This is a genomic window from Streptomyces luteogriseus, from assembly GCF_014205055.1.
GTDB classification, from domain to species: Bacteria; Actinomycetota; Actinomycetes; order Streptomycetales; family Streptomycetaceae; genus Streptomyces; species Streptomyces luteogriseus.
In genome coordinates this window covers 4,660,974-4,687,272 of the sequence record NZ_JACHMS010000001.1, presented here as the reverse complement: position 1 = coordinate 4,687,272, position 26,299 = coordinate 4,660,974, and the positions used below count along the sequence as shown (strand labels likewise).

The following is a 26,299-nucleotide window of genomic DNA, read 5'->3' as shown; positions in this document are numbered from 1 at the left end:
CGGGGCAGTCAGGAGAACCCTCAGCATGTCCGACAACGTCGTACGCCTCCACAAGACCCCCGAACCTGCTCCTCAGGACGCGCCGGTGACCACGCTCACCGTGGTGACCGACCCGGCCGCCCCGGCCCCGGTGCCGCTGTGGGTGCGCTCCGGGCGGGCCGTGAAGCGCGTCGCCACCGACGAGCGCACCACGACCGCACTTCGTGCGGTGGCCCGCCATGGGATGTACACGTTCAACGGGGGCCGGATCGTGGCCCGCCGCACCTGGGATGGGCGCACCGGCTCTCGCTACGAACGCATGATCCGGGCTGCGGAAGCCGCGGGGAACCACGAGCTGGCTGAGGAGTGGGAGGAGCGGTTGCAGCGCTTCCGGGATGCCCGGCACCGTCGCCGCATGGACCTGCTCACCTCGCCCGTCGACGTGGCCAAGGGCGCCGCCATCGGCACCGGGATGAGCATCGGAACCCTGGTCGCCCTCGGCATCGTGATGGCCCTCAACACCAAGGACGTCGCCGACGTCATCACGCCGCTGACTGCGGTGATCGAGTTCATCGGCCTGCTCATCACCATCGTCCAGGTGGTCTGGCCCTACGCCGTCACCCTCGGCCCGCTGTTCGCCCTGCTCGCACTGTGGTCGGTCGGCCGCAAGCAGCAGGCCGCACCCCAGTGGGCATTGCCCGACAGCGTCCGCAACGGGGAGGGGGAGCCGATCACGCCGTCCATCGTGGTCAAGGCCCTGCGCGACCTCGGCGTGCCCGCGCTGCGCAACGCCATCAAAGAGATGGGCGACGCCGGCGCTTCGATGCTCGGACCGATCCGCATCGCCGGATGCGGCGTGGAAGTCGACGTAACCCTCCCTTCCGGGGTGTCGACGGTGGAGGTGCAGAACAAGCGCCGGAAGCTTGCCGAGAACCTGACCCGGCACGAGCACGAGGTGTTCATCACCATCCCCCAGGCCGCCCGCACGGTGCGGCTGTGGATCGCCGACTCCGGGGCGCTGGACGAGCCGATCGGCCCGTCCCCGCTGGCCGTCGACGAGTCACTCACCGCCGACTACGCCAAGGGCCGCGCCCCCTGGGGCCAGGACCTGCGCGGGGACGCGGCTCTGCTGAGCCTGTATCAGCGGATGCTGCTGGTCACGGGCCTGTCCAACCAGGGCAAGACGGCCGCGCTGCGGGCGCTCGCGCTGTGGCTCGCCTTTGACCGCACAGCCGAGTTCCGCATCGCCGACCTCAAGGGCGTGGGCGACTGGGCCATGTTCGATGGCCTGGCCACGGTGCTGATCCAGGGTCCCACCGATGAGCACGTGATCGAGGCGACCGAGATGGTCGAGGACGGCGTCGAGGAGATGAACCGCCGTCTCCAGGCCCCGCCCGGCACCGCCTTCCCGCCGCTGATCCTGCTCGTGGACGAGGCGCAGGTGGCGTTCATGTGCCCCGCCAAGGACGAGCAGAAGCGCCCCTACGGCGGGTCCCGGAACGAGTCCCGGTACTTCATGGCCTGCCGGAAGGTCCACAACCAGGGCCGTGCGGTCAACGTGCTGCTGTGGCAGGGCACGCAGGACCCCACCGACCAGAACCTTCCCAAGCTGGTCCGCGAGGGCGCCCACACCCGCGCCTCCCTCGCCCTGGGCACCGAGTCACAGGCCCGCATGGCGCTGGGGGACAAGGCCGTCGACGGCGGCGCCGCCCCTCACCTACTGCGCCAGGGCCTGGACAAGGGAACCCTGGTCGTCGCCTCCGACGGCATCGACATCCCGGCCGGTCAGGCGTCCATCACGGTGCGCACGCACTACATCAGCACCGACGACGCAACCGAGATCGCCGAGCGGGCCAAGGCCCTGCGCGACGGGGTCACCACCCTGCACGTCATCGAACGGGGCGAGGAACGCGACCACCTCGCCGACATCGCTTCCGTCCTCGGCAACGCCTCCCGCGTCCTGACCGCCGACGTCCTCAAGCGGCTCTCCGCGCTCAGCGAGGACACCTACGGCCGGTGGACCCCCGGCGACCTCAAGCGCGTGCTGGAGGACGTCGACGCCGAGCCCTACAAGTCCGAGGGCCGCATGGTCGTCGGCCGCGACCGCGTCGCCCGCGCCCTCGCCAACCGCAACAACGAGGGTTCCGCTTCCGTCGGCGAATGACAGGGAGCCGACCCCCAACGGGCCGGGGAGGCAGGGAGAACTCCCTACACGCCTCCCTGACCCGCCTCCCCCGCCCTGAAGTGCGCAAATGATCACTCAGGGAGGCAGGGAAGCGCGCAGACCAGACCCCCGAAACACCCCTCCACAACGCCCCCGCCAGGGGGTGTCCCCGCCTCCCCGACCACGTACCGGAAGGGATTCCGCATGTACCCCGACCACACCCACCAGCCGCCCGCCGAACGGGCCATAGAGGTGCACCAGCCGACCCCGCTCCCGCCCGCCGTCACCGTCCCGGCACCGGTCGTGCAGGCGCAGCCGGGCAGCATCCCCGCGGTGGCGAGCATCGTCCTGCCCGACGGCCGCGTCGTCACCGGCTACGCCATCAACCCCGTCCAGCCCGAGCCGGTCGCGGCCAAGCCGGCCGTGTCCCGCACGGCCGTGAACGTCGCCCTCGGAGGCGTCGGGTTCCTCGCCGTGTGCGGCGGGCTGATCCTGCTCACCTCGTTCATCGCCGCACTCACCGCTTTCATCACCCAACTCATCACCCTGGCCGCCGTCATCTTCGGCGGATGGATCGCTGTGCAGCTCTTCAGCGCGAGCAGCCACCACGGCGGGACCACGGTCAACATCCGTAAGGCCACGTTCAAGCGCAACCACTTCCACAGCTAGCTGCGCCAAGGGCGGCCCCCTTCCGCCAAGAACGCGGGGCCGCCCTTGCCTAACCAGCACCCCAACAAGGAACTGGAGACAACCCAGCATGACGCAACCCGCTACCTTCCGGCGAGTACACGGCCGTCGGCCGCGCTTACTGGATCTGTACTGCTGCCAGGGCGGCGCCGGCAAAGGCTACGACGACGCCGGGTTCAACGTGACCGGCGTCGACAAGACGCCCCAGCCCCGCTACCCCTTCCGGTTCGTGCAGGCAGACGCGATCGCGTTCATCCTGGAACACGGGGCCGCGTTCGACTTCATCCACGCCTCACCGCCCTGCCAGCACGACACCGAGTGCCAGCGCATCCAGGGCAACACCCACCCCGACCTGATCGCCCCGACCCGCGCGGCGCTGGAGACGACCGGCCGGCCGTGGGTCATGGAGAACGTGCGCGGCGCGGTGCCCAAGCTGCACGCTCCCGTGATGCTGTGCGGGCAGATGTTCGGCCTGGCCAACTACCGGCACCGGTACTTCGAGACCGGCGGCGGCTTCACCCTGGCCCAGCCCGGCCACCCCGCACACCTCGTACCGCAAGCCAAGATGGGCCGCCCCGTTCCGCCCGGCCACTACGGGCAGTTCGTCGGCAACTTCTCCGGCGTCGACCTCGCCCGTCGCGTGCTCGGGGTGCCGTGGATGAACCGCGACGGCATCCGCGAATGCATCCCCCCGGTCTACACCGAGCACATCGGGCACGCCGCACTCACCCTGCTGACCGCAACCGGTCTGGAGGCTGCCGCATGAACACGCTGCCCGATCCCCTGCGTACCGCACTGATGTTGGCTGCTACCGGCGTGCCGGTGCTGCCCCTGCGCGCGGGAAAGGCGCCATTCGGCAACTGCCGTGCCTGCGCGAACAACGCCTGCGGCGGCCGGCCGAACATGAAAAGCGCGGGCCCCTGCCGCTGCCCCGGCGTCTGCCACGCGTGGGCCGCCGCCACCACCGACCCGGACGTCCTCACCTCACCGGCCTGGACGGCCGCATGGCGCCGGGCCGTCTGCGTCGCCTACCACCCCGGCGCCGCCGGGCTGACCGTGGTCGACCTCGACGACGCGGCAGCCGTCGCATGGGCCCGCGAGACCCTGCCCGCCACACGGGCCGTGCAGACGACGCGCGGTGAGCACTGGATCTACCAGGGCGCCATGACATCGCACAACGCGGTCCGGCCCGGGGTCGACATCAAGTCGACGATGGCATACGCACGATGGCTCGGGCCCGGCACCGGCACCATGACCGACCTGCCCGACCTCGTCCGCGCGCTGGCCTTGAAGGGGCCCTCCCCGTCCCTGCCAGCGCCCTGTTCCATCTCCGCGCCCGTACGGTCCGGCGGCGGCCAGTGCCCGCACCGCACGCCCGCCTTCCTGGAACGCGGCATCGCCATGGCCGAGCAGCGCATCACCGCCGCCCGCACCGCGATCCACGCCACCGTCTACCGGACGTTCCTCGCCGTGCTGTCCACGCACGGCCGGTGCGGCTGCCTCACCGACGCCCACATCGGGCGGCTGTTCACCGCCGCGCAAGCCAAGGGCGAATCCCCCCGGCACTGCACCGACGCGTGGACCAACGCCCTGACCACGTTGGGACTGTGACATGGCCGACGACGAGAAGAATCCCGCCCGCGAGATCATCACCGACTACGCGCAGGCGCACTTCCGCTACTTCCGCACCGCCGACGGAACCGTATACGCGCAGCGCAACGGCCACCCCGTGGCCCGCCCCATCCGCTCCCAGGGCACGACGGGCAGCCACCGGCAGGAACTCATGGTCGGCCTTTTCAAGGACGGGCTCGGCGTATTCAACGGAACCGCACTCAAGGAGGCGTTGGACCTGATCGAAGCACTAGCGCTCACCGAGGACGTGCAGCCCGTACACATCCGCGTCGCCCCCGGATTCGACGGGGCGACGTGGCTGGACCTGGGCCGCGCCGACGGCCAGTCCGTCCGCATCCACCCCACCGGCTGGGACATCACCGTCCCCGACCCGCGTGAGGTGTGCTGGCGCCGCACGCAGCTCACCGGCGAACTCCCCCTGCCGGTCAAGAACACCGACGGCAAGGGCATCGATCTGCTGCTCAGGCTGTGCAACTTCGCCACCGCCGAGACCGAGTGCCTGGCCATCGCGTGGCTGGTCGGCTGCCTCGGTCCATCCGTGCCCGTCCCCGCCCCGTTCCTCACCGGGCCGCAGGGCGCCGGCAAGTCCACCGGCGGCCGGATGCTCGTGCGCATCATCGAGGGCATGACCGGCGACCTGCGCCGAGCCCCGAAGGACGAAGAGAACCTGCTCGCAGCCGTGGCCGCCGGATGGGTCACGGCCCTGGACAACCTTTCCCACATGAGCCCGGACCTGTCCGACGCGATGTGCTGCATCGTCACCGGCGCCGAGAACGTCAAGCGCGCCCTGTTCACCGACGGGGACGTGTTCCGCGTCGGCTACCGCCGCCCCCTGCTCCTGACCGGTATCGACGTCGGAGTCATCCGCCCCGACCTCGCCGAACGGCTGCTGCCGCTGCGGTTGGAGCGGCCCCGGGTGCGGCGCACCGAGGACGAGCTGTGGACGGAGTACGCGGAGGTGCTGCCCGTCGTCCTCGGCTCGCTCCTGGACCTGACGGTCAAGGTCCGTGCGGTGGAGGCAGAGACCCCGACCGATCTGCGCATGGCCGACTTCGCGCACCTGTGCGCGCAGCTCGACGCCGCCACCGGTCTCGGAGCGCTCACCGCCTACAGGGCGAGTTTGGACGACCTGAACGACGACGTGATCGAGGGTGACCTGCTGGCGCAGACCGTGTTGCAGCACGCCGCCGGTCTCGAAGCGGGCGCGGAGCAGCGGATGACGTCCACGGAGTGGCTGCACTGCCTCAGCCGCGTCTACACGGGGGAAGACTTCCGTCCCCTGCCCAAGGGCTGGCCCACCACCGGCAAGGTGCTCTCCGACCGGCTCAAGCGCCTACAGCCGACCCTCGCCGCACGTGGCGTCCTCATCGACTCCGGCCGCACCCGCGAGGGCCGCTTCATCCTGATGACCCGCTCCCCGGCCGCCCCGCCCTCGCACGAGCAGCAGGCGTTCTGACCTGTGCCGCCGCGCACGAGCAAGAGGAGCACCACCGGCCAGGCGTGCTCCTCTTGCTGTTCGGCGGCGCCGCCGCCCTGCGCTGGACGCGCCGCGCAGCGGCTCCTTCTTCACGTCCTGAGCGGCACTGCACCACCACAAACACCCGCTCTTTTTCCTAAGTAGGGGAACGCTGCGTCACAGCGTCACACGGCACCCCGAAAACAGCGGGTGACCTGCGCAGACGGGGCGTGACGCAGACGCTCCCGACTGCGTCACGCCGCGTCACCTGCGTCACGCGTGACGGACAGCCTGCGTCACGCGTGACGCACCCCCACCCCTCTGCGTCACCCAAAATCCGCAGGTCAGAAGCCTGAGTGACGCAGGTGACGCTGTGACGCAGAAATCCCCACCTCGGACACACGCTGAGTCCGAGACCCCCAAAGCCAACGCGACTCAACCTCTGAGGACTCCATGAGCCGACCTGGTTCCGCTCAACCCGACCCCCGCGCCACCCTCCGCAGCGATCTCCCCGACCGGTACCTCAAGCCCGACGACATCGCCGAGATCTTCGGCGTCCCCCTCGAAACCGTCTACCAGTGGCGCAGGAAGCGCACCGGTCCCCCCGGCTTCCGCGTCGGCAAGCACGTGCGCTATGACCCCGCCGAAGTGGGGGCCTACGTGACTCAGCTCAAGAACGTCGACGGCGTCGCGGCCTGACGCAACCTCGCACACCACCAGGGGTGGCCGTTGAACGGCCACCCCTGATCCATGCTGAGAAGGGACTCCGCCTCCGATGGCAGGCAGCATCCAAGACCGCTGGTACAAGACCCAGACCGACACGAACGGCAAGACCGTCCGAATCAAGACCGAGCGCTATGGGACCGGCCTGCGCTACCGGGCTCGCTACTTCGCGCCCGACGGGAAGCGCAAGGGCAAGTCGTTCCCCGACGGACAGAAGCGACTCGCCGAGCAGTGGCTGAGCAAGGTCACGGCGGACGTCGCCCGGGGCGACTACATCGACCCGAACGCGTCCCGGACGTCGTTCCAGGAGTTCGCGGAAGGCTGGCTCGCGAGCCAGAGCGGAGACCCGAACACCCGCGCGTCGATGCAGTCTCAGCTCAAGCTGCACGCCTTCCCCCGCATCGGGTCACGGCCCCTGGGGTCCTTCCAACCCAGCCACATCCGCGAGTTCGTGACACAGCTCGAAGCGTCCGGCATGTCGGGCGCATACGCCCGTGTGATCTTCTCCAACGTCCGGGCCGTGCTCTCTGCGGCCGTAGAGGACGGCTACCTTCGCCGAAACCCGTGCAACTCGCGCACGGTGACGCTCCCCGAGATGGGCATGCGCCGGGTCGTCCCCTGGGAGCCGGGACGCGTCTTCGCCATGCGGGCCGCCATGGTCGAACGCTTCCGGCCCATGGTGGACATGGGCGCCGGCTGCGGCCTACGGCAAGGCGAGATCCTCGGACTCTCCCTGGATGAGCTGGACTTCGACAGCGGCACCCTGCATGTGGTGCAGCAGCTCAAGCTCAGCCTGAGTAAGGCCGTGTTCGCGCCCCCGAAGGGCGGCAAGCTCCGTGACGTCCCGCTGCCCGATCCCGTGGCGGAAGCACTCAAGGAGCACATCAAGCGCTTCCCGCCCGTCGAGATCACGTTGCCCTGGATGCGGGCGAACGGCCAGCCCGTCACCAAGCGGCTGATCTTCACCGGGCCCAACGGCGGCCACGTCTGGCGCACCTCGCTGAATGAGGACCATTGGAAGCCCGCCCTGGCCTCCGTGGGCGTCATCCCGAAGGCCAAGAGCCGGGAGCACACCGCCGCGCGCGAGCACGGCATGCACGCCCTGAGGCACTTCTACGCGTCGGTACTGCTGGACGCGGGCGAGAGCATCAAGGCCGTGAGCGAGTACCTCGGGCACTCCGACCCGGGACTCACGCTGAAGGTGTACGCGCACCTCATGCCGAGCAGCCGCGACCGGGCCCGGAAGGCTCTCGGTCAAGCACTCCGCCCGCCGCAGGACCCGCCGCGCTGAGGTCCCACAGAGGGCCCAGGCCGTGAAAATGCCCCCGCCCCGCGCCGTCTGCGCAGGTCGGGGGCATGATCACGAACCCTACTTCTTCTTGCCCTGGTTCTTGACCGCCTCGATGGCCGCTGCCGCCGCTTCGGGGTCCAGGTACGTGCCGCCCGGGTTGAGCGGCTTGAAGTCGGCGTCGAGTTCGTAGGAGAGCGGGATGCCCGTGGGGATGTTGAGCCCCGCGATGTCCGCGTCGGAGATGCCGTCCAGGTGCTTGACCAGGGCGCGGAGCGAGTTGCCGTGGGCCGCGACCAGGACCGTGCGGCCGGTCAGCAGGTCGGGGACGATCGCGTCGAACCAGTACGGGAGCATGCGGACGACGACGTCCTTCAGGCACTCCGTGCGCGGCCGCAGCTCCGGCGGGAGGGTCGCGTAGCGCGGGTCGGCGAACTGGGAGTACTCGGCGTCGATGTCGAGCGCCGGGGGCGGGGTGTCGTAGGACCGGCGCCACAGCATGAACTGCTCCTCGCCGAACTCGGCGAGCGTCTGGGCCTTGTCCTTGCCCTGGAGAGCGCCGTAGTGGCGCTCGTTGAGGCGCCAGCTGCGGTGGACCGGGATCCAGAGGCGGTCGGCGGATTCCAGGGACAGCTGCGCCGTGCGGATGGCGCGCTTCTGGAGGGACGTGTGCACGACGTCGGGGAGCAGGCCGGCGTCCTTGAGCAGCTCGCCGCCGCGCGTCGCCTCCTTCTCGCCCTTCGCGGTGAGGTTGACGTCCACCCAGCCGGTGAACAGGTTCTTCTCGTTCCACTCGCTCTCGCCGTGGCGGAGGAGGATCAGCTTGTACGGTGCGTCGGCCATGCCTCAGAGCGTAATCCACGCTTTCGCCCGTTCGCGTGGCTGCCCGGCAGGCGGACGTTTGACCGGATCTGTTAATCGAGTGGCCCCCGGCGACCGGCGGCTTGTAATTTGCGCATGCGGTCGGCGCCGCTTACAGGCGCCGCGAGCGCTGCTCAGCCGGCGCCGCCGACGCCTTGTTGCCTCCGGGGGGATCCATGCCGTACGCCCTGCGTGCCCGACGCGCCGTCCGGGAGACGGTCTCCGGTCTCCCCCGCGAGTTCTGGTGGCTGTGGACCAGCACGCTGGTCAACCGGCTCGGCGCCTTCGTCGCCACGTTCATGGCGCTGTACCTGACCCTCGACCGCGGCTACTCCGCCACGTACGCCGGTCTGGTCGCCGCGCTGCACGGGCTCGGCGGGGTGGTCTCCTCGCTGGGCGGCGGGGTGATGACCGACCGGCTGGGCCGGCGGCCGACCCTGCTGATCGCGCAGTCCTCGACCGCCGCGTCCGTGGCACTGCTGGGGTTCGTGCGCGACCCGGTGGCGATCGCCGGTGTCGCCTTCCTGGTCGGCATGGCGAGCAACGCCTCGCGGCCCGCCGTGCAGGCGATGATGGCCGACATCGTCCGGCCCGAGGACCGTATCCGCGCCTTCTCCCTCAACTACTGGGCCATCAACCTCGGCTTCGCCGTCTCCTCCATGGCCGCCGGGTTCATCGCCGAGGTCAGCTACCGCGCCGGGTTCCTGATCGAGGCGGGGATGACGATGCTCTGCGCGGTCCTCGTCTTCCTGCGGCTGCCGGAGTCCAAGCCCACCGCGACGGTGGCGGAGGCGGCGGCTCCCCGGGACGACTCCGTCAGCCTGCGCACCGTCCTGCGCGACGGTCCGTTCATGAGCGTCGTCGGACTGTCCTTCCTCGTCGCGCTGATCTTCCAGCAGGGGGCGGTGGGGCTGCCGGTGGCGATGGGCGAGGCCGGTTTCACTCCGGCCGAGTACGGCATGGCCATCGCCGTCAACGGCGTGCTGATCGTCGTCCTCCAGATCCCGGTCACCCGCTTCATCCAGCACCGTGACCCCCGCCGGCTGCTGGTCGTCTCGTCCGTCCTCGCCGGGTACGGCTTCGCGCTCACCGCCTTCGCGGGGTCGTTTGGGGTCATCGCGCTCACGGTGTGCGTGTGGACGCTGGCCGAGATCGTCAACGCGCCGACGCAGACGAGTCTGGTCGTACGGCTGTCCCCGGTGCACGGGCGCGGGCGCTACCAGGGCATGTACACGATGTCCTGGTCCGTGGCCGCCCTCGTCGCTCCGCTGCTGTCCGGGTTCGTCATCGACCGGTTCGGGGCGGAGTGGCTGTGGGGGCTGTGCGCGCTGGTGGGGACGGTGGCCGGGGTGGGATACGCCGTGTTGATGCGGCGGGTGTCGGAGGAGGGGGAGAAGAAGGAGACGGACAAGGACCAGGACCAGGAGGAGACGAGGACGGCGGACGGGGTCCTTGGGGTGGCGGACGGGGTGAGCGGGGAAAGCCGGAGCAGCGGAACGCTGTGACCACACGGCACCCGGAGCTCCTCTCCGGACGCCGGTGGCGAGAGACGGACCCGCCGGGGCGGCGTCGTCTCCTGGCCCGTCACATCGGCAGGGAGTACAGCCGCACTCGCCCGGAGATCCGGGGCGCGGTCTCGTGCAGGGGCGTCACCATCGTGCACAACGGCATGGTCACCGGAGCGGAGCCGGGTTGCTCGACGAGTACGTCCGTGTCGAGCGGATGCCAGCCGAGGCGTTGATACAGCGGCACGAGGGGCGACCGGCAGAACAGGAGCGCGTGGGCGGGACCCTGCGTACGAGCGTGGTCGAGGGCCGCCGCCAGCACGAGCCGGGCCAGGCCCCTCCCCCGTACGTCGGGCGCCACGGCCACTCCGCCCACTCCCATGACCTCTGTCTCCACGTCCCCGATCGCGACCGGCAGCCGCAGCAGACCGGCGTGTGCCACCAGTCGGCCGTCGAGCCGGACGCCGAAGTGATCCTCCTTGGGGAGCCAGGTCAGACCGGTCCCGGCAACGCCGAAGGGATCGTCGCCGGGGCCGAGGATCTCGTCCTGGTCGGTCTTCGTGTAGCTGGGGAGCCGCGTGACGGCCGGGGCCGTGGGGGGCTGGTTCGCAGGCATACCGGAATGATGATCCGGCATACCGGAACCATGCCCCGGGCCGCGCGGCCGGCTCTGGCAGGTCTCCTCCTGGCCATCGGCGAAGCTCGACCGTCGGCTGGGTCCCGGACGACTTCTCCGGGCCGCCCCCGGACAGGCCGGGGATGTAAACCGTTCCCTACAGAGCTGGAACCCCCGGAAGCCGGTCGCGCGCTGCGGACCATAGGCCCCGGCACTGACAACAGGGCTCCGGGCGCCGAGGCGTCCCCGTCCCGGGGCGGCCGCGCTACCCGTCCATGAAGCCGAGCTCCGTGTCCGGCCGGCACTGCGGGCAGGCCTTGACTCCGTCGGCGAGGGCGCGCCGGGCATGGTCCCGGTCGACGCCCTTGCTGCGCCGGCCCGCGTTCCAGCAGCCGCCGACGTGGACGTACACGGCTTCGTGTCCGGACAGGCCGCGTTCGATCAGCCAGTCCGGCACGGGCGGCCGGGCCAGGAGGCCGCGCCGGTGTTCGGCCTGGCGGCGTTCCTCGTCCGCGATCCAACGGCGGGTGCGTGCCAGGTCGCGCGCCTGCACGCGCTCCAGGAAGCGGAGCAGCGCGAGCCGCGACTCTGGATCGTTCATGCGTTCGATTTTAGGTCAAGCGGCGGCCCGGTCCGACGTACGCGGCCATGTCCGATGCATCGCGAGCCATGGGATCGACACACGCCGACACGTCTGCGCGCCCCACGTCTGCGCCGACGGCGCGCGGAGGCTACCTCCGAGGTAATCGACACAATTCGGACACCCCGGCAGGCTGGGTTCCATGACGCCCACCGACACCGCCGAAGCCACCCGCTCCACCGTCCGGAGGTTCCTCGAACTCCGTCTCGCCGGTGACACCGAGGGGCTCACGGACCTCTTCGCCGACACCGTCGACTGGATGCTCGCCGAGAACCCCGCCGTGCCCTGGATCCGGCCCCGGTCCACCGCCGCCGAGTGTGCGGCGCAGGCCGGCGACCTGGCCCGCCACACCATCCCCGAGGACGCCCGCGTGTCCGTCGACACGATCCTCGTCGACGGGACCGACGCCGTGCTGACCGGGCACCTGTCCGGGACGGTCCGGGCGACCGGCAAGTCCTTCTCGGGTCCCTTCGCGCTACGGCTCACGGTCGAGGACGGACGGATCACCCGGCACCACCTGTACGAGAACAGCGTGTCGATCGCCGCGGCCTGCACGCCCTGACGCCCGGCGCGTGGCTCACCGGCGCCGCGGCGAGAACCCCATCCCCCCAACCCCGCCGTTTCCGAGTCACCCGCCGACGTCACCGGTCGACGTCACCGGTCACCACCCGGACGTACTGCCGTCCGTCCTCGTCCCGTACGACCACGCCCAGCCGCAGCAGTTCCCCGCGCAACTCCCGGGCCTCCTCGGCGTCGTCCTCGTCCCTGCGGGCCAGGGCGCGGGCCCGCAGCAGGGCGTCCGCGCCCGGGGGCAGGCCGGGGGTGCCGGGGACCCAGCGGCGGAACTCGGCGCGGTGCGGGTCCTGCCCCGCCCAGGTGTGGCCGTGGGCGGTGAGGGCGTCGGCGAGGCGCTGCCAGTTCAGGCCGCAGCGCTCCCGCGCCAGTTCGAGACCGCTCGGGCCGAGCAGTACGAGCTGCTTGCCGTCGCGGAAGAACACGGCGATCTCCTCGCGGGTGAACTCCTGGGCGCTGTCCCGGATCGTCAGGGTCACGTGGGTGTCGCCGACGCGGACGGACAGCGACTCGTGGACCGCCGTGAAACCGAGCAGCAGCCCGCCGAGCACGCCCACCGCGATCGTGCCGAGGGTGCGGGCGGGCTCCGGCACCGAGGTCAGCAGTTCGGCCGGGCCTTCGAGCGGTGCCCAGGGCAGGGCCAGGAGCAGCCGGGCGAGGAGCGGGAGCAGGGCGCCGGCCACGGCACCGCAGGCGGCGCAGAAGAGCACGATGGCCCAGGCCGACTCGGCGAGTTCGGTGGCTGCGCCCACCCGCTGCCGGGAGCTCTTCCGCATGGGAACGTTTCTGGCTTCCTCCATGGCACGAGTCTCTTCGGAAGCCGTCCGCCCTGTCGTCGGCCGTTGGTCTACGCGCCCGCGACTTTGGTCGTCCTCCCACCCCGGCCCAGCCCGATCCCGTCCGATCCCGTCTCACGGGTGCATCCGCGCCCCCTTCACCACCTTGTCCACCGCGTTCTTCGGGCCGTACACGGCGAGCCCCACGAGGTCCAGGTCCGCGGTCGGCACGGCCCGTACGGCGGCGCGGTTGTCACGGTCGTGGCCCGTGGCGAAGAGGTCGGAGGTGAAGACCGCGCGGGGCAGGGCGCGGGAGAGGGCACGGGCGTGGGCGGTGGTCAGGGTTTCCTTGGTGGCCTCGAAGACCATGACCGGCTGGCGGAACATGGGGAGGTAGGGCACGCCGTCCGCGTCCTCGTAGGGCTCGCCGATCACCTCGGGAAGCTGTGTCCCCAGGCCGCTGACCAGGAACGATGTCACATTGAGGCGCTGCCAGGGCTCCAGGTCGGAGCGCAGCAGTACGGCGATCTTCGTGTCGAAGCGGATCGGCTCCGGGGAGGGTGCGGTGTCCATGGTCCGAGCGTGCCCGGCAGCATTCACCGGGGTCTTGTACGTTCTTTGCATGGCCTCCGAGTCCTCCCGGATCGTCTCCGCCTGGCGGCCCGCCGTCCCGGGTGTCGTCGAGGTCTTCCACGCGCGGTTCACCGAGTACGCGTATCCGATGCACGTCCACGACGCCTGGACGCTGCTGATCGTCGACACCGGCGCCGTACGGTACGACCTCGACCGGCACGAGCACGGCACCCCGCACGACACCGTGTCGCTGCTGCCGCCGCACGTGCCGCACAACGGCTCCCCCGTCACCCCGGAGGGCTTCCGCAAGCGGGTGCTGTACCTGGACGGGACGCACCTCGGGGACGAGTTGATCGGAGCGGCCGTCGACCGGCCCGATCTGCGCGATCCGCTGTTGCGGCGCCGGGTGGGGCAGTTGCACGGCGCGCTGGGGCGGCCCGGTGAGGAACTGGAGTCCGAGAGCAGGCTGTTGTTCGTCGGGGAGCGGTTGCGCGGGCACCTGCGGGGCGTCGGCGACCCCGCTTCCGCGCGGCCGGCGGATCCCGTTCTCGCGCGGCGGCTGCGCGAGTTGCTGGACGAGCGGATCGTCGAGGGCGTCGCGCTGCGGGAGGCCGCCGGGCTGCTCGGCGCCCATCCCGCCCATCTCGTACGGGCGTTCAGCGCGGCCTACGGCATCGCCCCGCACCAGTACCTGACGTCCCTGCGCGTGGGGCGCGCCCGGCGGCTGCTGCTGGAGGGGCGCTCACCGGGCGATACGGCGGTGGCGGCCGGGTTCTACGACCAGTCGCACCTCACCCGGCACTTCCGCAGGCTGGTGGGGGTGCCGCCGGGGCGCTACAAGGCGGGTTAGCGCTCGCTGGGTGAGGCCGGCGGGGTTCAGCGCTCGGGGCGCTGGGTGAGGTGGACGGGGTTCAGCGCTCGGGGCGCTGGGTGAGGTGGGCGAACGCGTCCAGGTTGCGCGTGGACTCACCCCGCGACACCCGCCACGCGTACTCCTTGCGGATCGCCGAGGCGAAGCCCAGCTCCAGCAGGGTGTTGAAGGCGCCGTCGGAGGCCTCCAGGACCTGGCCGAGCAGCCGGTCGAGCTCGTCGGGGGTGACGGAGGGCAGGGAGAGGCGGCCGGTGACGTAGACGTCGCCGTGCTGGTCGACGGCGTAACTCACGCCGTAGAGCTTGAGGTTGCGTTCCAGCAGCCAGCGGTGGACGCCCTGCTCGTTCTCGTCGGGGTGGCGGATGACGAAGGCGTTCAGCGACAGGGAGTGGCGGCCGATGATCAGGGAGACGGTCGTCTTGAGCTTGCGGGTGCCGGGGAGCTGCGCGACGTAGGTGCCGGGCTGTGGGCTCTCCCACTCCAGGTCGGCGTCCTTCAGCGCTCCTTCGACGACCTGCGCCGCGCGCTGTTCCTGATCGGTTTCACCCATACAGCGAGCGTACGCGACGGCGGTGCGCCTGCATCGCGGCCGTGTAGACGTCCGCCGTGGCGGCGGCGGCCGTGTCCCAGCCGAAGGACTGGGCGTGCCGGGCGGCCTGCCCGCCGAGCCGGTCCGTCAGCCGCGGGTCGTCGGCGAAGTCGCCGAGCACGCGCGCGTAGTCGGCCGGATCGTGCCCGCGGACGAGGAAGCCGGTGTGCCCGTCGCGCACGGCGACCGGCAGGCCGCCGACCGACGCCGCGAGCACCGGGGTGCCGGCCGCCTGCGCCTCTATGGCGACCAGACCGAACGACTCGCTGTAGGAGGGCATGACCAGCACGGAGGCGGCACGGAACCAGTCCGCGAGCTGCTCCTGGCCGACCGGCGGGCGGAACCGTACGACATCCGCGACACCGAGGCGCGCGGCGAGCTTCTGCAGGCCCTCGGGCTTGGCGAGGCCGCTGCCGGAGGGGCCGCCGACCACGGGCACGAGGAGGCGTGAGCGCAGCTCGGGGCGTTCGTCGAGGAGGACGGCGACGGCGCGCAGCAGCACGTCGGGGGCCTTCAGGGGCTGGATGCGGCCCGCGAAGAGCGGGATCAGCGCGTCCTGGGGCAGACCGAGGCGGGCCCGGGCGGCGGCACGGCCGTCGGCGGGCGAGAAGCGGCTGAGGTTCACGCCGGGGTGGACCACGGCGACCTTGTCGGTCTCGGCCGCGTAGTGCCGTACGAGTTCGTCGGCCTCTTCGGTGGTGTTGGCGATGAGGCGGTCGGCGGCGGTGACGATCTGGGTCTCACCGATGACGCGGGCGGCCGGCTCCGGGGTGTCGCCGTCGGCCAGGTTGGCGTTCTTGACCTTGGCCATGGTGTGCATGGCGTGCACCAGGGGGACGCCCCAGCGCTGGGCGGCGAGCCAGCCGACGTGGCCGGAGAGCCAGTAGTGCGAGTGGACCAGGTCGTAGTGGCCGGGGCGGTGGTGGGCCCAGGCCTGCATCACGCCGTGGGTGAAGGCGCACAGCTGCGCGGGGAGGTCCTCCTTGTTGAGGCCCTCGTAGGGGCCGGCGTCGATGTGCCGGACGAGGACGCCGGGGGCCAGCTCCACGGTCGGCGGGAGGGCGGCCGCGGTCGCGCGCGTGAAGATCTCGACCTCGATGCCGTGCGCGGCGAGGCGCTGGGCGAGCTCCACGATGTAGACGTTCATGCCGCCTGCGTCGCCGGTGCCCGGCTGGTGGAGCGGGGAGGTGTGCACGGAGAGCATGGCGACGCGACGGGGCCTGCGATGCAGTCGAAGGCGCGCCGTCGACGACGTGGAGCGCCGGCCGAGCCTGCCGATGTACTGGCTCACGTGGCGTTCCTCCTCGCCTCGGGCATGCCTCTCGCAGGGCGCACGGTGCCCTCCGACGGGGTCCAACACCGGAAAGGGATGCTCCATTTCCCGATTCGGGAGTTTTACCGAATCATTACCGCTCGTCGCTCAACCGTTCGAGGGTGGAGGGCGGGCGTAGCGGCCGAGGAACGGAAAGGGCGAGGCGGCAGGGCCCCCGGGCCCCCTAGCCTCACCGGCATGACAGGCCCACGGCACCACCCCGCACCGCCGCCTCCGCCCGAGGAGTTCCTCCCGTGCCCGTGCTGCGGCCACCAGACCCTCGGCGAGCTGTGGGCCTACGAGATCTGCCCGGTCTGCTTCTGGGAGGAGGACCCCTCCCAGCTCCGCCATCCCACGTCCGGCGGCGGCCCCAACCACGGGCTGAGCCTGATCGAGGCGCAGGCCAACTACCTGCGGATCGGCGCAGTGACCGAGGAGATGCGGCGCCACGTACGGCCACCACGGGACGACGAGCCGCGGGACCCGGGCTTCCGGCCCGCCGACCCGGGCCGGGACCCGTTCGAGGAGGGTCCGTCCCACGACCCGATGCCGGACGACCTCACCACCCTGTACTACTGGCGCCCCACCTACTGGCGGCGGCACCTCGCGCCCTGACAGCGCCGGAGGCCGCTTAACCTCGTACGCATGACACCCCGCGCAGCCACCCGCCCTCTCGGCACGGTGACACGCGGGACGACCAACCCCAACCGGCTGCGCCGCATGGACCGCTGGATCGCGGCCACCCACGGAGCCGAGCTGCGCCGCGCCGCCGACCCGGTCGCGGTCGACCTCGGGTACGGCGCCGCCCCCTGGACGGCCGTCGAGCTGCTCCAGCGCCTGCGCACGGTCGCGCCCCGCGCGCGGGTGGTGGGCGTCGAGATCGAACCGGCCCGGGTCGCGGCGGCGCTGCCCTACGCGCGGCCGGGGCTCGTCTTCCGGCACGGCGGCTTCGAGATCCCGATCCCCCAGCGGCCCCTGCTCGTCCGCGCGGCGAACGTGCTGCGGCAGTACGACGAGGGCGAGGTCGCGGCCGTGTGGGAGCGGCTGTGTGCGCGGCTCGCACCGGCCGATCCGGCGACCGGGGCACGCGGCGGTCTGCTGGTCGAGGGGACCTGCGACGAGATCGGGCGCCGGCACGTGTGGGTCGCGCTCGGCCCGGAGGGCCCGCGCACGGTCACCTTCGCGACCCGGCTGGGCTCCCTGGAACGCCCCTCGGACCTGGCCGAACGCCTGCCGAAGGCGCTCATCCACCGCAACGTCCCGGGCGAGCCGGTGCACACCTTCCTGCGCGACTTCGACCGCGCCTGGGCGGCCGCCGCGCCCTACGCGTCCTACGGCGCCCGGCAGCGCTGGATCCGGGCGGTGCGGGACCTGACGGCGGACTGGCCGGTGACGGACGGGCCGGTGCGGTGGCGGCAGGGCGAAGTGACGGTGCGGTGGGAGGCTTTGGCCCCGGGCGCCTGATTGCTCCCGCCCCGACAGGGCCCGTTGGAACGATCTCTTTGAGTCGTTCGTCACACAGGCGGGGAGATCGCCATGCCGGGGCATACCGGCGCGGCGGCAGCGGGAAGCACTACCTCTGTCGCTTTACTGGCCGACGTGGCAGCATCCCCAGGCGAACCACAAGTTACTGACGATTAATCAGTTCGGGGGCTGAGGTATGGGAACGGGCAAGCGTGGCCTGATCGCGACGGCGGTGGCCGTGGTCTGCGCGGTCACGGTGCTGGCCGCACCGGGCACGGCGTTCGCGAACCCCACCCCCTCACCCACCCCGAGCGCGGGACCGGCGCTCGCCCCCGCCAAGGACCTCGAGGCCGTCCGTAGGAAGCTCGACAAGCTCTACCGCGCCGCGGGCCGCGCCACCGACGAGTACAACGCCGCGGACGAGAAGGCCGACAAGCAGTCCGCCGAGGTCGTCGAGCTGGCCAAGAAGATCGTCAAGGGCCAGGAGAAGCTCAGGAAGCTCAAGGACCGCGCGGGCGCCGCTGCCGCCGCCCAGTACCGCGGGGGCGGACTGCCCCCCGAGGCCCATCTGGTCCTGAGCGACGACCCGCAGGACTTCCTCGACGGCGCGGGCCGGGTCCGCGAGGGCCACCACGCGACGAAGGGCCTCCTCGGCGAACTGACCCGCACCCAGGAGGACTTGGAGCAGTACGCCAAGGACGCCTCCGCGCAGCTGAAGAAGCTGGAAGCGGGCCGCAAGGCCAAGGCCGCCGCACAGAAGAAGATCGAGAAGCAGATCGCGCAGGCGGAGAAGCTCGAGTCCGCGCTGCAGAAGGAGGAGCAGGAGCGCCTCACCGAGCTGGAGAAGGATGCGGCGAACAAGGCGCAGACCGCCTGGCTGGGCTCCGGCATCCTCGAAGAGATCAACGGCAAGGCCTCCGAGCAGGGCAAGAAGGCCGTGAAGTACGCCACGGCCCAGATCGGCAAGCCGTACCAGTGGGGCGCCGAGGGCCCCGAGACCTACGACTGCTCGGGGCTGACGTCACAGGCCTGGGGATCCGCCGGACGCGGCATCCCGCGCACCTCGCAGGAGCAGTGGAAGCGGCTGCGGCACATCGAAATCCAGGACATGCGCCCCGGCGACCTCATCATCTACTTCGACGACGCCAGCCATGTCGCCATGTACATCGGCGACGGGGCGATCGTGCACGCGCCGCGCCCCGGGCGGACCATCACGATCGCGGGCGCCGGAACCATGCCCATCCTCGGGGTGGTGCGGCCGGACGCCGGCGCCGACGCCAACTGAGCGCGGACGGCGGCCGAGGGCGGCCGGAGGGCGGCACACCGAAAGGCCGGGCACCGCACCCCGAATATCGGACACCCGCGGTGACCTGGCCCACGTGACCCACCGCACGCTCGACCACGAGCAAACCGTGCGCCGACGTGACGTTCGTCATCCCCGCAGCATCTCCGAGCTGTCCAACTGCGGGGCATATCGCGGCATATGACACTGGCCGGTGGCGCAGCGGCGTGGCTCACACCATTCCAATGCGGCGCCGACACCCGCTATGGTCCCGCTCGGTGGGTCGAGGTCCCTCGCCCCACCATGCCCTCGGGGGGAGGGAAGGAACCCAAGACGATGCCCGTACCCATACCGCGGCAGAGAGCGATCCCGGCCGTGGAGAGTGGTCAGGCGCAGGCCGCGTCCCCGCACGGCGGCTCGGCCGGGGAGTCCGTGAAGGACGCCTCGCCCGTGAGCCGCATGCCGGACACCGCCGGGAACACCACGGACAAGGTGGAGAACAACACCGCTCACACCAACCTGACGCTGCTGCTGATCGAGGACGACCCGGCCGGTTCGCCGATCGTGCCGGACATGCTCGACCAGGCAGGCAAGCCGATCCGCGTCCGCACGGCCCGCAACCTGACGGAGGCCGGGCGGCTGCTGACCGACGACGTCCACTGCATCCTGCTGGACCTGGCGCTGCCCGCGCCGGGCCACGCGGACCCCGAGGACGAGCTCGCCGTGCTCAGGCACGTGCTGGAGCTCGCGCCCCGGCACGCCGTCCTGGCGCTGACCGCGTCCGGCGACGCCGAGCGCGGCGCCGAGGCGGTACGGGTGGGGGCCCAGGACTATCTCTTCCGCGACGAGCTGGACGGCAGGCTGCTGAGCCGGGCGATCCGCTACGCGGTGGAGCGCAAGCGCTCCGAGTCGGCCGAGCGCCGGCTCGCCGAGGGCCGGCTGCGCGCGCAGGAGAACCGCCGCCTGGAGCGCGGCCTGCTGCCGACGCCGCTGCTGGAGGGCTCCCCCCTGCGGTTCGCCGCCCGCTACCGCCCCGGCCGCTCGCGCGCGCTGCTCGGCGGCGACTTCTACGACGTCGTCCGCACGCCGGACGGCACCGTGCACGCCATGATCGGCGACGTCTGCGGCCACGGCCCGGACGAGGCCGCCCTCGGTGTGGAGCTGCGGATCGCGTGGCGCGCGCTGACCCTGGCGGGCCTGTGCGGCGACCAGCTGCTGGGCACGCTGCAGCAGGTGCTGGAGCACGAGCGGGCCGACGACGAGATCTTCGCGACCCTCTGCACGGTGGACATCGCGCCGGACGGCCGCCGTGCCGGGCTCTGCCTGGCGGGCCACCCGTCGCCGCTGCTGGCCCGCCCGGGCAAACCGGCCCGCCTGCTGCCGTACGACAACAACGGACCGGCCCTCGGGCTGTTGCCGGGCGCCCGCTGGCCGCGGATGCAGGTGGAGCTGGGGGCGGAGTGGAGCCTGATGCTCTACACCGACGGCCTGATCGAGGGGCACATCGGCCAGGGCCGGGAGCGACTCGGCCAGGACGGCATGACGGAGATGGTCCGCCGCCAGCTCGCCGAGGGCCTGCGGGGCGAGCAGCTGCTGCGGGCGGCGGTGAACGAGGTGCGCGACCTCAACGGTGGCGAGCTGACGGACGACGTGGCGGTACTGCTGCTGGACCGGGTGCCGTAGGTTCTGCCGCAGGCGGGTCGGGCCGGGCTCGGCCGGGGGCGGACGGTAGGGCCGGGCCAAGAGCCGGAAGGCCCGGGCGAGGGCCAAGAGCCGGAAGGCCCGGAGGCCCTGAGGCCGGAGTCGGAGGACCCGGAGCCGGAAGTCTGGAGCCGCAGGAACCCGAGCCGGAAGCCTGAATCCGCAGGACCCCGAGCCGGAAGCCTGAATCCGCAGAACCCGGAGCCGGAAGCCTGGAACCCGAGGGAAGACCTCAAGCCGAAGGCCCCGGCACGAGGGCCGGGGCCTTGGGGCTGAGCGCGAGGATCGAGGGCCGGGGGGGGGCGAAAGCGCGGGTGCCGGGCGCCGGGCGCCGGGGCTCTTACCGGCCGCCGTTCCACGGCCCGTACGGGCCGTCGCTGCTGGAGCCGCGGTTGCTGCGCCCGCCGCCCGGGAGCGCGCGGATCGCGGGCCGTACGTCGACCATGTACACGATCGTCGCGATGAGGCCGATGATCGGCAGGAACGACAGGATCGGGAACAGCAGGTTCACCACGAAGGCGATACCGAGGATGATCAGCCAGAAGGGCTTGGTCTTCTTGTCGGCCGCACGGTAGGCGTCCTCCCGGCGCACAGCCGCGTCGAACAACGCGAAGCCGCTGAAAACGATCAGGGCCATGCTCAGAAGCCACATAAACCCTGCGAAGCCCTGCATCAGCACAACGTCCACCACCTGACTCGGCTCGTCCTACGCGGTCACCGTACCCGTACAACGGGCCGGACACCCCCAGGGTGCCCGGCCCGTGTGGCCGCTCCGCGGTCCTACTTGGCGGGCGGGGTGGGCTTCTTCGCGGTGGTGGGCTTGCGCGCCGGGGCCTTCTTGGCGGCGGGGACCTTCTTCGCCGGGGCGGCGGCGGCCGGCTTCACCGGCTCCTCCTTGACCTCGACCGGCTGCGGCTTCGGCTCGACGGCCACGGCCAGCTCCTCGACGCCCTCGGCGACGTCCTCGATGCTGTCGGCGGCCTCGCCGCGCCAGGTGCGCACGGCCTGCTCGCCGTGCTCGGCGACCTTCTCGTAGGTCTCGCGGGCCTTGACGGCGTACTCGGCGGCCACGCCGACACCGCGCAGCGCGAAGTCCTGGGCGTTCTCGCCGAACTTCTTCAGGTCCGCATCGAGGTTGCTGCCGAGCTTCTTGAAGTCGGAGTCGAGGGAGCCGATGAACGCCGTGACCTTGGTCTGGAGGGTCTCCTGCGTCTCCTTGACGCGGGCGGAGGCCTCCTTGGCGCGGGCGGACGCCTTCTCCTGGACGGCCTTGGTGTCGGTGTTGCGCACGGCTTCGATCCGCGCGGGGGCCTCGGAGCGCAGCTGCTCCACCAGGGCCGGCACCTTCTTGGCCTGCTGAAGGGCGAGGTCGGCGGTGCCTGCGGCGAAGTAGAGCGGCGTCGGGTCGCTGAAGGTCTTGCGCAGGTCGTCGGTGATGGCCATGGTGATGGTCCTCCCGGATTCTGTCTCGCTTGAGGGTTCGGCTGAGGGTTGTGTGATCCGCGGCGGGCGGCCCATGCCCTGGTCCGGCCGGCTCAGCCGGCCGTCTGCTGCGGATCGGTGTCGCTGCCGCCGGTGCTCTTGCGGGTCCGGCGGGTGGCGGTCGTACCACCGTCGTTCGTACTGTCGTTCGTGCTGTCGTTCGTGCCGGCGCCCTTGCCGGCGGTCTTGCGGCTGCGGCGCCGGGCGGGCTGACCGCCGTCGGCCGGGCCGGTCCGCGATATCTCGCCACCGGCGTCGGGAGCATCCCCGTCCACGCTCACCGCACCGTCACCGGTGACGACACCGACGACGCCCGCGCCGCGGGGGCCGTCTTCGGCGCCCGGGACATCGATGCCCTCGCCGATCCCGAACCCGTTCTCCTTGCGGAAGGACTCGTAGATCTGCAGCAGCACCTGCTTCTGCCGCTCGTTCAGCGTCGGGTCGGCGAGGATGACGGCCCGCGTCTCCACCTCGTCCCGGTCCCGCTCGGCGTCGAGGATCCCGGCCCGGACGTACAGCGTCTCGGCGGAGATCCGCAGCGCCTTGGCGACCTGCTGCAGCACCTCCGCGCTCGGCTTGCGCAGCCCGCGCTCGATCTGGCTCAGATACGGATTGGACACCCCGGCGGCATCGGCGAGCTGCCTGAGCGACAGCTGCGCAGTGCGCCGCTGCTCGCGCAGATAGTCACCGAGATTGCCGACGTTGAGCGATGCCATGCCTCCACAGTGCAGCACCCCGCTAACTATTGCAAGCACCCGCTTGCAAAAGTGCGCCACGCCACCTGGGATGAGTACGTCAGCGCGTCCGGCCCGGTGGTGGGTCTATGACCGCGCGGGCTGGTTGGCGATCAGCAAGGTGCTGCCGACAGGGCGGAATCCCAGGCGCGCGTACATGCGAGCGACGGCGTCTTCCGCATAGGCGAGGAAGACGGTGGTCACTCCGTGGTCACGCGCGTGGACGGCCAGGGCCGTCGTCACGGCGGCGGCGAGGCCCTGGCGGCGGGCGATGGGAAGGGTGCCTATGCCGCCGATCTCGGTGGTGTCGTTCGCCGGGTGGTAGTGGCCGGCGGCCAGCGGGGTGCCGTCCGGGGCGAAGGCGGCGATGAGCGTTTTGTGCCCGGCGCGCAGGGTGGGGCGGACCGTTGCCACCGTGCCGTTCTTCATCAGTTCCCCGGCCACCGCCGACAGCTCCCCGCGACCTGCCGGGGCAACCGCCGTGCCCTCCTTTGCGAAGGCCAGGCGGGGAAGGGCGAGGACTGCGGGCAGCGCGGGGTCTTCGGCCGTCAGCGCGCGGAGCGTCACGCCCTCCGGCAACGGCTGCGAGGGGAGCCGGTGGTGCGGATCCAACACCATCAGCGGGCGTTCCGCTACGGGCAGGCCGACGGCCTCGACACAGGAGCGCAGCATCGGTGCCGCCTCGGCCAGCCACTCGAAAGCCTCCGGCACGCCGAGCTCGCGCTGCCGTGCCCGCACCCGGGCGATGTCGGCGGCGGTGACCGCCGACGCCCCCTCCGCGGTGGGCTGGGCATGGCTGGGACCGCCGTAGTACGGGGCACCTGGCTTCCTCCGCACGAAAAGCCGTAAGGGACCGAACTCTTCGGCCTCGGAGAACAGCAACGGCACGGTGGAGTAGTACTGCTCGATACGAGCAGGCAGCGAGTCGCTCATGCGGCGCATCCCATCACGGGAGCGCGCCGCCGTGGGCCGCCCGCCGACCAACACTCAGGCCAGGAACGCGTGCAGGTCGGCCACCGCGAGGGTCTGTTCGGCTTCGTAGGCCTCGAAGGTGCTCACGCGTCGGAAGCCGAGGCGGGCGGCCAGGTCGAGGGAGCGGGTGTTGGCCGTCTGGGTCACGATCAGGACCGGCTGGTCGGGCAGTTCGGACGCGGCGGTGCGCAACGCGGCCGTGGCTGCTTCGAGGGCCAGTCCGGCGCCCCAGGCGGCGCGGCGCAGGACGTAGGTCAGTTCCAGTTCCCCGCCCTCCTCGGTGACGTGTCCGGGGAGGTCGACGGGGCGTCGGTGGATCAGGAGTACGCCGACGAGGTCGTCGGTCGTCCGGTCGGCGACCACGAACGTGCCGGGCTTGTCGGTGACGTGCGCGACGCCCATCGCGTCGAAGTACTGCTCGACCGCACCGCGCGGCCTCGGGCCGCCGAGGTGTAACCGGACCCAGGGGTCGGTCTGCAGCTCGATGAGCCCGGCGCGGTCGGCGTCGCGCGCCTTGCGCAGCCGGAGCCGGGGCGTGGTGATCTCCGTGGCGGACAGGGTGAGTGAGGCGGGCACCGGGGCCGGGCCATTCAGTGTGTCCGATGCGTTCGGTGTGTTCGGTGTGTTCGGCGAGGTCATGGATCCCATGCTGGCCGAGCCGCCGCACGCCGGCCGAGGACTCGTTCCCAGCCGACGAGCCGACCGTCTCATTCAGGCTCGGCGAGCCCCCCGACGATGCAGAAGGGATGCCCGGCCGGGTCCGTGAGCACCCGCCATCTGCCCGCGTTCGGCTGATGCTCCGGCTTGCCGGCGCCCAGCTTCAGCAGTCGTGTCTCCGCCTCGTCCAGATCCGTGACCCGGAAACAGCAGTGCAACTGCTGCGGAACGGCAGGGTCGGGCCAGCCGGGAGGCCGGTGGTCGTCGACTCGCTGGAAGGCGAGGGAGAGGCCGTTGTCACCCTCCAGCGCGGCGAAATCGGCGTCCGACTTCGGGTGCGGCTCCAGTCCGGTGGCCTGCTGGTAGAACGCCGCCAGGGCGAGCGGATCGGCGCAGTCCAGGGTGATCGCGCTCAGCTTCATCCGGCCAGCACCTCCTGGCAGTCCGCCCAGGCGGGTCGGCTCAGCAGGGGACGGATGCGGGTGAAGAGGCTGAGGAGTTCGGGACCCCACCGATCACGGAAGGCGGGGTCGAGGCGAGCGAGGTCGATCTCGTTGGCGGCGGACAACTCGGCGAAGTCCCGCCGCGACTGCGGCTCCGGGATGTGGCTCAGGCCTGTGAACCGGTCGCGGAAAGGTCCCTCGGCATCCGCGAGCGTCGGATAGGTGGCCCCGCGATCGCACGAGGCGTACAGGTACACCAGAGCCTCGGCCTCGGCACCGACCGCCGCCGCGAGTTCGCCACGGCGGTCCAGGGGCAGCAGGGCGCCCGGAAAGCCGTCGGTGCCGTAGAACGCGTGGCACAGTCCCGCCAGTTGGAGGGCCGGGCGGGCGCCCCACGCGGCGAGTTGCCTCTGCACCCGCGTGAGGTGGGCGAGGAGGGTGCCGCCCGGGTGGTCCATGTCCGCCGCGCCGAGCCCGCTCAGGAGCGCGACGGCCGGTCCGGTTTCGGCATGGGAAGCAGTCACAGGGTGAAGTCCTTCCAGCAGTGGTCGGCGGCGGCAACCATCAAATCGGTGGACGGACCGGGCCGGCCATCGATTTGATCCACGTCATGACGACTTCGCGGCAAGCCCTGGTCCGGGCCGCCGCCCGGAACAACGCCGAGTGGTGTGCGGCGATGTGCCGGGCGCACGGGGTGGCGGGCGAGTTCGGGGCCGAGGCCTGGGCCGCGGCGGTGCGGACGCCGCTCTACTACCCCGACGCGGTGACGCTGGAGCCGGAGACCGGCCGGGACGCGCTCGTGACACGGATCGACACGGCCTCGCCGGGCGCCTCGATCAAGGACAGTTTCGCCGACCTGGAGTTGGCGGCAGCCGGGTTCCAAGTGCTGTTCGAGGCGCGGTGGGTCCACCGGCCGGCCGGGGCACCCACCGCGTCATCCGATCTCGTGTGGGACGTGGTGGGCGACTCGGACACCCTGCGTGCCTGGGCATTGGCCTGGGATGACGGGGCCGGGGACGCGGACCTGTTCCGGCCCGGGCTGCTCGCCGACCCGGGGACCTTCGTGATCTCGGGCCGCTCCGCCGACGGACGTGTCGTCGCCGGAGCCGTGGCCACGCGCAGTGAGCAAGTGGTCGGCGTGTCCAACGTCTTCGGGCCTCCCTACGCGGCCTGGCCCCTCGTCCTGCACGCGCTCGCCCACCTCTTCCCCACCCTTCCCGTCGTCGGCTACGAGCGGGGGGACGATCTGAGGGTCGCCCTCCGGCACGGCTTCGAGCCGATCGGCCCGTTGCGGGTGTGGACACACCGCGGGTAGCCCT

The 26,299-nt window shown here is 71.5% G+C and carries 29 protein-coding genes; 15 read left to right on the top strand and 14 right to left on the bottom strand.

Annotated elements, in window-relative coordinates; all coding sequences use genetic code 11:
- Positions 1-25: 25 nt before the first annotated feature.
- From BJ965_RS20740 to BJ965_RS20710, 7 genes are all read left to right on the top strand, one after another.
- Positions 26-2,143, top strand: a complete 2,118-nt coding sequence (locus tag BJ965_RS20740; protein ID WP_184910003.1) for an ATP-binding protein — start codon at positions 26-28, stop codon at positions 2,141-2,143.
- Between the two features lie 204 nt (positions 2,144-2,347).
- A complete protein-coding gene (locus tag BJ965_RS20735; protein ID WP_184910002.1) occupies positions 2,348-2,812 on the top strand; it encodes a hypothetical protein in 465 nt (154 codons plus the stop codon).
- Positions 2,813-2,900: 88 nt separating this feature from the next.
- Positions 2,901-3,596, top strand: coding sequence for a class I SAM-dependent methyltransferase (locus BJ965_RS20730; protein WP_184910001.1), 696 nt, complete (start codon positions 2,901-2,903; stop codon positions 3,594-3,596).
- Complete coding sequence (locus BJ965_RS20725; protein WP_184910000.1) at positions 3,593-4,441, top strand: bifunctional DNA primase/polymerase; 849 nt, start codon at positions 3,593-3,595, stop codon at positions 4,439-4,441. The genes BJ965_RS20730 and BJ965_RS20725 overlap by 4 nt, the downstream gene beginning before the upstream one ends.
- A gap of 1 nt (position 4,442) precedes the next feature.
- A complete protein-coding gene (locus BJ965_RS20720; RefSeq protein WP_184909999.1) occupies positions 4,443-5,918 on the top strand; it encodes an ATP-binding protein in 1,476 nt (491 codons plus the stop codon).
- A gap of 453 nt (positions 5,919-6,371) precedes the next feature.
- Entirely contained in the window at positions 6,372-6,617 is a 246-nt protein-coding gene (locus BJ965_RS20715) for a helix-turn-helix domain-containing protein (protein WP_184909998.1), read from the top strand.
- A 76-nt stretch (positions 6,618-6,693) separates the two neighbouring features.
- The gene (locus BJ965_RS20710) at positions 6,694-7,932 is read left to right on the top strand and encodes a tyrosine-type recombinase/integrase (RefSeq protein WP_184909997.1); all 1,239 of its coding nucleotides are present in this window, start codon (positions 6,694-6,696) and stop codon (positions 7,930-7,932) included.
- Between the two features lie 78 nt (positions 7,933-8,010).
- Here BJ965_RS20710 and BJ965_RS20705 read toward each other — a convergent pair whose 3' ends face one another.
- Entirely contained in the window at positions 8,011-8,772 is a 762-nt protein-coding gene (locus BJ965_RS20705; protein WP_030849132.1) for a phosphoglyceromutase, read from the bottom strand.
- A 194-nt stretch (positions 8,773-8,966) separates the two neighbouring features.
- Here BJ965_RS20705 and BJ965_RS20700 point away from each other — a divergent pair, with 194 nt between their 5' ends.
- Positions 8,967-10,295: an MDR family MFS transporter gene (locus tag BJ965_RS20700; protein ID WP_246545935.1), complete on the top strand. Its 1,329-nt coding sequence runs from the start codon at positions 8,967-8,969 to the stop codon at positions 10,293-10,295.
- 79 nt (positions 10,296-10,374) lie between these two features.
- On the opposite strand, the gene BJ965_RS20695 is transcribed toward BJ965_RS20700, so the two are convergent.
- The gene (locus tag BJ965_RS20695) at positions 10,375-10,911 is read right to left on the bottom strand and encodes a GNAT family N-acetyltransferase (protein WP_184909996.1); all 537 of its coding nucleotides are present in this window, start codon (positions 10,909-10,911) and stop codon (positions 10,375-10,377) included.
- Between the two features lie 265 nt (positions 10,912-11,176).
- Positions 11,177-11,512, bottom strand: a complete 336-nt coding sequence (locus BJ965_RS20690; RefSeq protein ID WP_184909995.1) for a DUF6233 domain-containing protein — start codon at positions 11,510-11,512, stop codon at positions 11,177-11,179.
- Between the two features lie 181 nt (positions 11,513-11,693).
- On the opposite strand from BJ965_RS20690, the gene BJ965_RS20685 reads away from it, so the two are divergent.
- Positions 11,694-12,113 (top strand): nuclear transport factor 2 family protein, encoded by a 420-nt coding sequence (locus tag BJ965_RS20685; RefSeq protein ID WP_184909994.1) that lies wholly within the window; start codon positions 11,694-11,696, stop codon positions 12,111-12,113.
- Positions 12,114-12,192: 79 nt separating this feature from the next.
- Here BJ965_RS20685 and BJ965_RS20680 read toward each other — a convergent pair whose 3' ends face one another.
- Together BJ965_RS20680 and BJ965_RS20675 are read right to left on the bottom strand one after the other, a co-directional pair.
- Positions 12,193-12,900 (bottom strand): YqeB family protein, encoded by a 708-nt coding sequence (locus BJ965_RS20680; protein WP_246545934.1) that lies wholly within the window; start codon positions 12,898-12,900, stop codon positions 12,193-12,195.
- A 135-nt stretch (positions 12,901-13,035) separates the two neighbouring features.
- Positions 13,036-13,473, bottom strand: coding sequence for a DUF2000 domain-containing protein (locus tag BJ965_RS20675; RefSeq protein ID WP_184909992.1), 438 nt, complete (start codon positions 13,471-13,473; stop codon positions 13,036-13,038).
- Between the two features lie 49 nt (positions 13,474-13,522).
- On the opposite strand from BJ965_RS20675, the gene BJ965_RS20670 reads away from it, so the two are divergent.
- Positions 13,523-14,323 carry a helix-turn-helix transcriptional regulator gene (locus BJ965_RS20670; RefSeq protein ID WP_184909991.1) on the top strand — a complete coding sequence of 267 codons (801 nt, stop codon included), beginning with the start codon at positions 13,523-13,525 and terminating at the stop codon, positions 14,321-14,323.
- Positions 14,324-14,384: 61 nt separating this feature from the next.
- Here the strand turns inward: BJ965_RS20670 and BJ965_RS20665 are convergent, their stop codons facing one another.
- Both BJ965_RS20665 and mshA read right to left on the bottom strand, forming a co-directional pair.
- Complete coding sequence (locus BJ965_RS20665) at positions 14,385-14,894, bottom strand: type III secretion system chaperone family protein (RefSeq protein WP_097217406.1); 510 nt, start codon at positions 14,892-14,894, stop codon at positions 14,385-14,387.
- Positions 14,887-16,224 (bottom strand): D-inositol-3-phosphate glycosyltransferase, encoded by a 1,338-nt coding sequence (gene mshA, locus BJ965_RS20660; RefSeq protein ID WP_184909990.1) that lies wholly within the window; start codon positions 16,222-16,224, stop codon positions 14,887-14,889. The genes BJ965_RS20665 and mshA overlap by 8 nt, the downstream gene beginning before the upstream one ends.
- 219 nt (positions 16,225-16,443) lie before the next feature.
- Between mshA and BJ965_RS20655 the strand changes: the two genes are divergently transcribed.
- The 4 genes from BJ965_RS20655 (at position 16,444) to BJ965_RS20640 (ending at position 20,674) form a co-directional block, all read left to right on the top strand.
- The gene (locus BJ965_RS20655) at positions 16,444-16,860 is read left to right on the top strand and encodes a CPCC family cysteine-rich protein (RefSeq protein ID WP_184909989.1); all 417 of its coding nucleotides are present in this window, start codon (positions 16,444-16,446) and stop codon (positions 16,858-16,860) included.
- Positions 16,861-16,890: 30 nt separating this feature from the next.
- Positions 16,891-17,709 (top strand): class I SAM-dependent methyltransferase, encoded by an 819-nt coding sequence (locus tag BJ965_RS20650; protein WP_184909988.1) that lies wholly within the window; start codon positions 16,891-16,893, stop codon positions 17,707-17,709.
- Between the two features lie 196 nt (positions 17,710-17,905).
- The gene (locus tag BJ965_RS20645) at positions 17,906-18,994 is read left to right on the top strand and encodes a C40 family peptidase (RefSeq protein WP_184909987.1); all 1,089 of its coding nucleotides are present in this window, start codon (positions 17,906-17,908) and stop codon (positions 18,992-18,994) included.
- A gap of 333 nt (positions 18,995-19,327) precedes the next feature.
- Positions 19,328-20,674, top strand: coding sequence for a PP2C family protein-serine/threonine phosphatase (locus BJ965_RS20640; RefSeq protein WP_184909986.1), 1,347 nt, complete (start codon positions 19,328-19,330; stop codon positions 20,672-20,674).
- Positions 20,675-21,032: 358 nt separating this feature from the next.
- Here BJ965_RS20640 and BJ965_RS20635 read toward each other — a convergent pair whose 3' ends face one another.
- From BJ965_RS20635 to BJ965_RS20605, 7 genes are all read right to left on the bottom strand, one after another.
- Positions 21,033-21,365 carry a DUF2516 family protein gene (locus BJ965_RS20635; RefSeq protein WP_179879122.1) on the bottom strand — a complete coding sequence of 111 codons (333 nt, stop codon included), beginning with the start codon at positions 21,363-21,365 and terminating at the stop codon, positions 21,033-21,035.
- A 107-nt stretch (positions 21,366-21,472) separates the two neighbouring features.
- Positions 21,473-22,135 (bottom strand): hypothetical protein, encoded by a 663-nt coding sequence (locus BJ965_RS20630; RefSeq protein ID WP_184909985.1) that lies wholly within the window; start codon positions 22,133-22,135, stop codon positions 21,473-21,475.
- Positions 22,136-22,227: 92 nt separating this feature from the next.
- The gene (locus BJ965_RS20625) at positions 22,228-22,890 is read right to left on the bottom strand and encodes a helix-turn-helix domain-containing protein (RefSeq protein WP_184909984.1); all 663 of its coding nucleotides are present in this window, start codon (positions 22,888-22,890) and stop codon (positions 22,228-22,230) included.
- 105 nt (positions 22,891-22,995) lie between these two features.
- On the bottom strand, positions 22,996-23,841 hold the full coding sequence (locus BJ965_RS20620) for a GNAT family N-acetyltransferase (protein WP_184909983.1): 846 nt from the start codon (positions 23,839-23,841) through the stop codon (positions 22,996-22,998).
- Between the two features lie 54 nt (positions 23,842-23,895).
- Positions 23,896-24,456, bottom strand: coding sequence for a GNAT family N-acetyltransferase (locus tag BJ965_RS20615; RefSeq protein ID WP_221513177.1), 561 nt, complete (start codon positions 24,454-24,456; stop codon positions 23,896-23,898).
- A gap of 131 nt (positions 24,457-24,587) precedes the next feature.
- On the bottom strand, positions 24,588-24,959 hold the full coding sequence (locus BJ965_RS20610) for a VOC family protein (RefSeq protein ID WP_184909981.1): 372 nt from the start codon (positions 24,957-24,959) through the stop codon (positions 24,588-24,590).
- Positions 24,956-25,504 (bottom strand): DUF6817 domain-containing protein, encoded by a 549-nt coding sequence (locus tag BJ965_RS20605; RefSeq protein WP_184909980.1) that lies wholly within the window; start codon positions 25,502-25,504, stop codon positions 24,956-24,958. Before BJ965_RS20605 ends, BJ965_RS20610 begins: the two co-directional genes overlap by 4 nt.
- An 86-nt stretch (positions 25,505-25,590) precedes the next feature.
- Between BJ965_RS20605 and BJ965_RS20600 the strand changes: the two genes are divergently transcribed.
- Positions 25,591-26,295 (top strand): hypothetical protein, encoded by a 705-nt coding sequence (locus BJ965_RS20600; protein WP_184909979.1) that lies wholly within the window; start codon positions 25,591-25,593, stop codon positions 26,293-26,295.
- Positions 26,296-26,299: the final 4 nt, after the last annotated feature.

Coding starts and splice junctions, on each gene's coding strand:
- BJ965_RS20740 (WP_184910003.1), top strand. CDS start 26: ATGTCCGACAACGTCGTACGCCTCCACAAGACCCCCGAACCTGCTCCT.
- BJ965_RS20730 (WP_184910001.1), top strand. CDS start 2,901: ATGACGCAACCCGCTACCTTCCGGCGAGTACACGGCCGTCGGCCGCGC.
- BJ965_RS20735 (WP_184910002.1), top strand. CDS start 2,348: ATGTACCCCGACCACACCCACCAGCCGCCCGCCGAACGGGCCATAGAG.
- BJ965_RS20650 (WP_184909988.1), top strand. CDS start 16,891: ATGACACCCCGCGCAGCCACCCGCCCTCTCGGCACGGTGACACGCGGG.
- BJ965_RS20690 (WP_184909995.1), bottom strand. CDS start 11,512: ATGAACGATCCAGAGTCGCGGCTCGCGCTGCTCCGCTTCCTGGAGCGC.
- BJ965_RS20630 (WP_184909985.1), bottom strand. CDS start 22,135: ATGGCCATCACCGACGACCTGCGCAAGACCTTCAGCGACCCGACGCCG.
- BJ965_RS20715 (WP_184909998.1), top strand. CDS start 6,372: ATGAGCCGACCTGGTTCCGCTCAACCCGACCCCCGCGCCACCCTCCGC.
- BJ965_RS20600 (WP_184909979.1), top strand. CDS start 25,591: ATGACGACTTCGCGGCAAGCCCTGGTCCGGGCCGCCGCCCGGAACAAC.
- BJ965_RS20710 (WP_184909997.1), top strand. CDS start 6,694: ATGGCAGGCAGCATCCAAGACCGCTGGTACAAGACCCAGACCGACACG.
- BJ965_RS20725 (WP_184910000.1), top strand. CDS start 3,593: ATGAACACGCTGCCCGATCCCCTGCGTACCGCACTGATGTTGGCTGCT.
- BJ965_RS20700 (WP_246545935.1), top strand. CDS start 8,967: ATGCCGTACGCCCTGCGTGCCCGACGCGCCGTCCGGGAGACGGTCTCC.
- BJ965_RS20665 (WP_097217406.1), bottom strand. CDS start 14,894: ATGGGTGAAACCGATCAGGAACAGCGCGCGGCGCAGGTCGTCGAAGGA.
- BJ965_RS20670 (WP_184909991.1), top strand. CDS start 13,523: ATGGCCTCCGAGTCCTCCCGGATCGTCTCCGCCTGGCGGCCCGCCGTC.
- BJ965_RS20640 (WP_184909986.1), top strand. CDS start 19,328: ATGCCCGTACCCATACCGCGGCAGAGAGCGATCCCGGCCGTGGAGAGT.
- BJ965_RS20625 (WP_184909984.1), bottom strand. CDS start 22,890: ATGGCATCGCTCAACGTCGGCAATCTCGGTGACTATCTGCGCGAGCAG.
- BJ965_RS20655 (WP_184909989.1), top strand. CDS start 16,444: ATGACAGGCCCACGGCACCACCCCGCACCGCCGCCTCCGCCCGAGGAG.
- BJ965_RS20680 (WP_246545934.1), bottom strand. CDS start 12,900: ATGCGGAAGAGCTCCCGGCAGCGGGTGGGCGCAGCCACCGAACTCGCC.
- BJ965_RS20610 (WP_184909981.1), bottom strand. CDS start 24,959: ATGAAGCTGAGCGCGATCACCCTGGACTGCGCCGATCCGCTCGCCCTG.
- BJ965_RS20620 (WP_184909983.1), bottom strand. CDS start 23,841: ATGAGCGACTCGCTGCCTGCTCGTATCGAGCAGTACTACTCCACCGTG.
- BJ965_RS20695 (WP_184909996.1), bottom strand. CDS start 10,911: ATGCCTGCGAACCAGCCCCCCACGGCCCCGGCCGTCACGCGGCTCCCC.
- BJ965_RS20685 (WP_184909994.1), top strand. CDS start 11,694: ATGACGCCCACCGACACCGCCGAAGCCACCCGCTCCACCGTCCGGAGG.
- BJ965_RS20720 (WP_184909999.1), top strand. CDS start 4,443: ATGGCCGACGACGAGAAGAATCCCGCCCGCGAGATCATCACCGACTAC.
- BJ965_RS20705 (WP_030849132.1), bottom strand. CDS start 8,772: ATGGCCGACGCACCGTACAAGCTGATCCTCCTCCGCCACGGCGAGAGC.
- BJ965_RS20675 (WP_184909992.1), bottom strand. CDS start 13,473: ATGGACACCGCACCCTCCCCGGAGCCGATCCGCTTCGACACGAAGATC.
- BJ965_RS20645 (WP_184909987.1), top strand. CDS start 17,906: ATGGGAACGGGCAAGCGTGGCCTGATCGCGACGGCGGTGGCCGTGGTC.
- BJ965_RS20635 (WP_179879122.1), bottom strand. CDS start 21,365: ATGCAGGGCTTCGCAGGGTTTATGTGGCTTCTGAGCATGGCCCTGATC.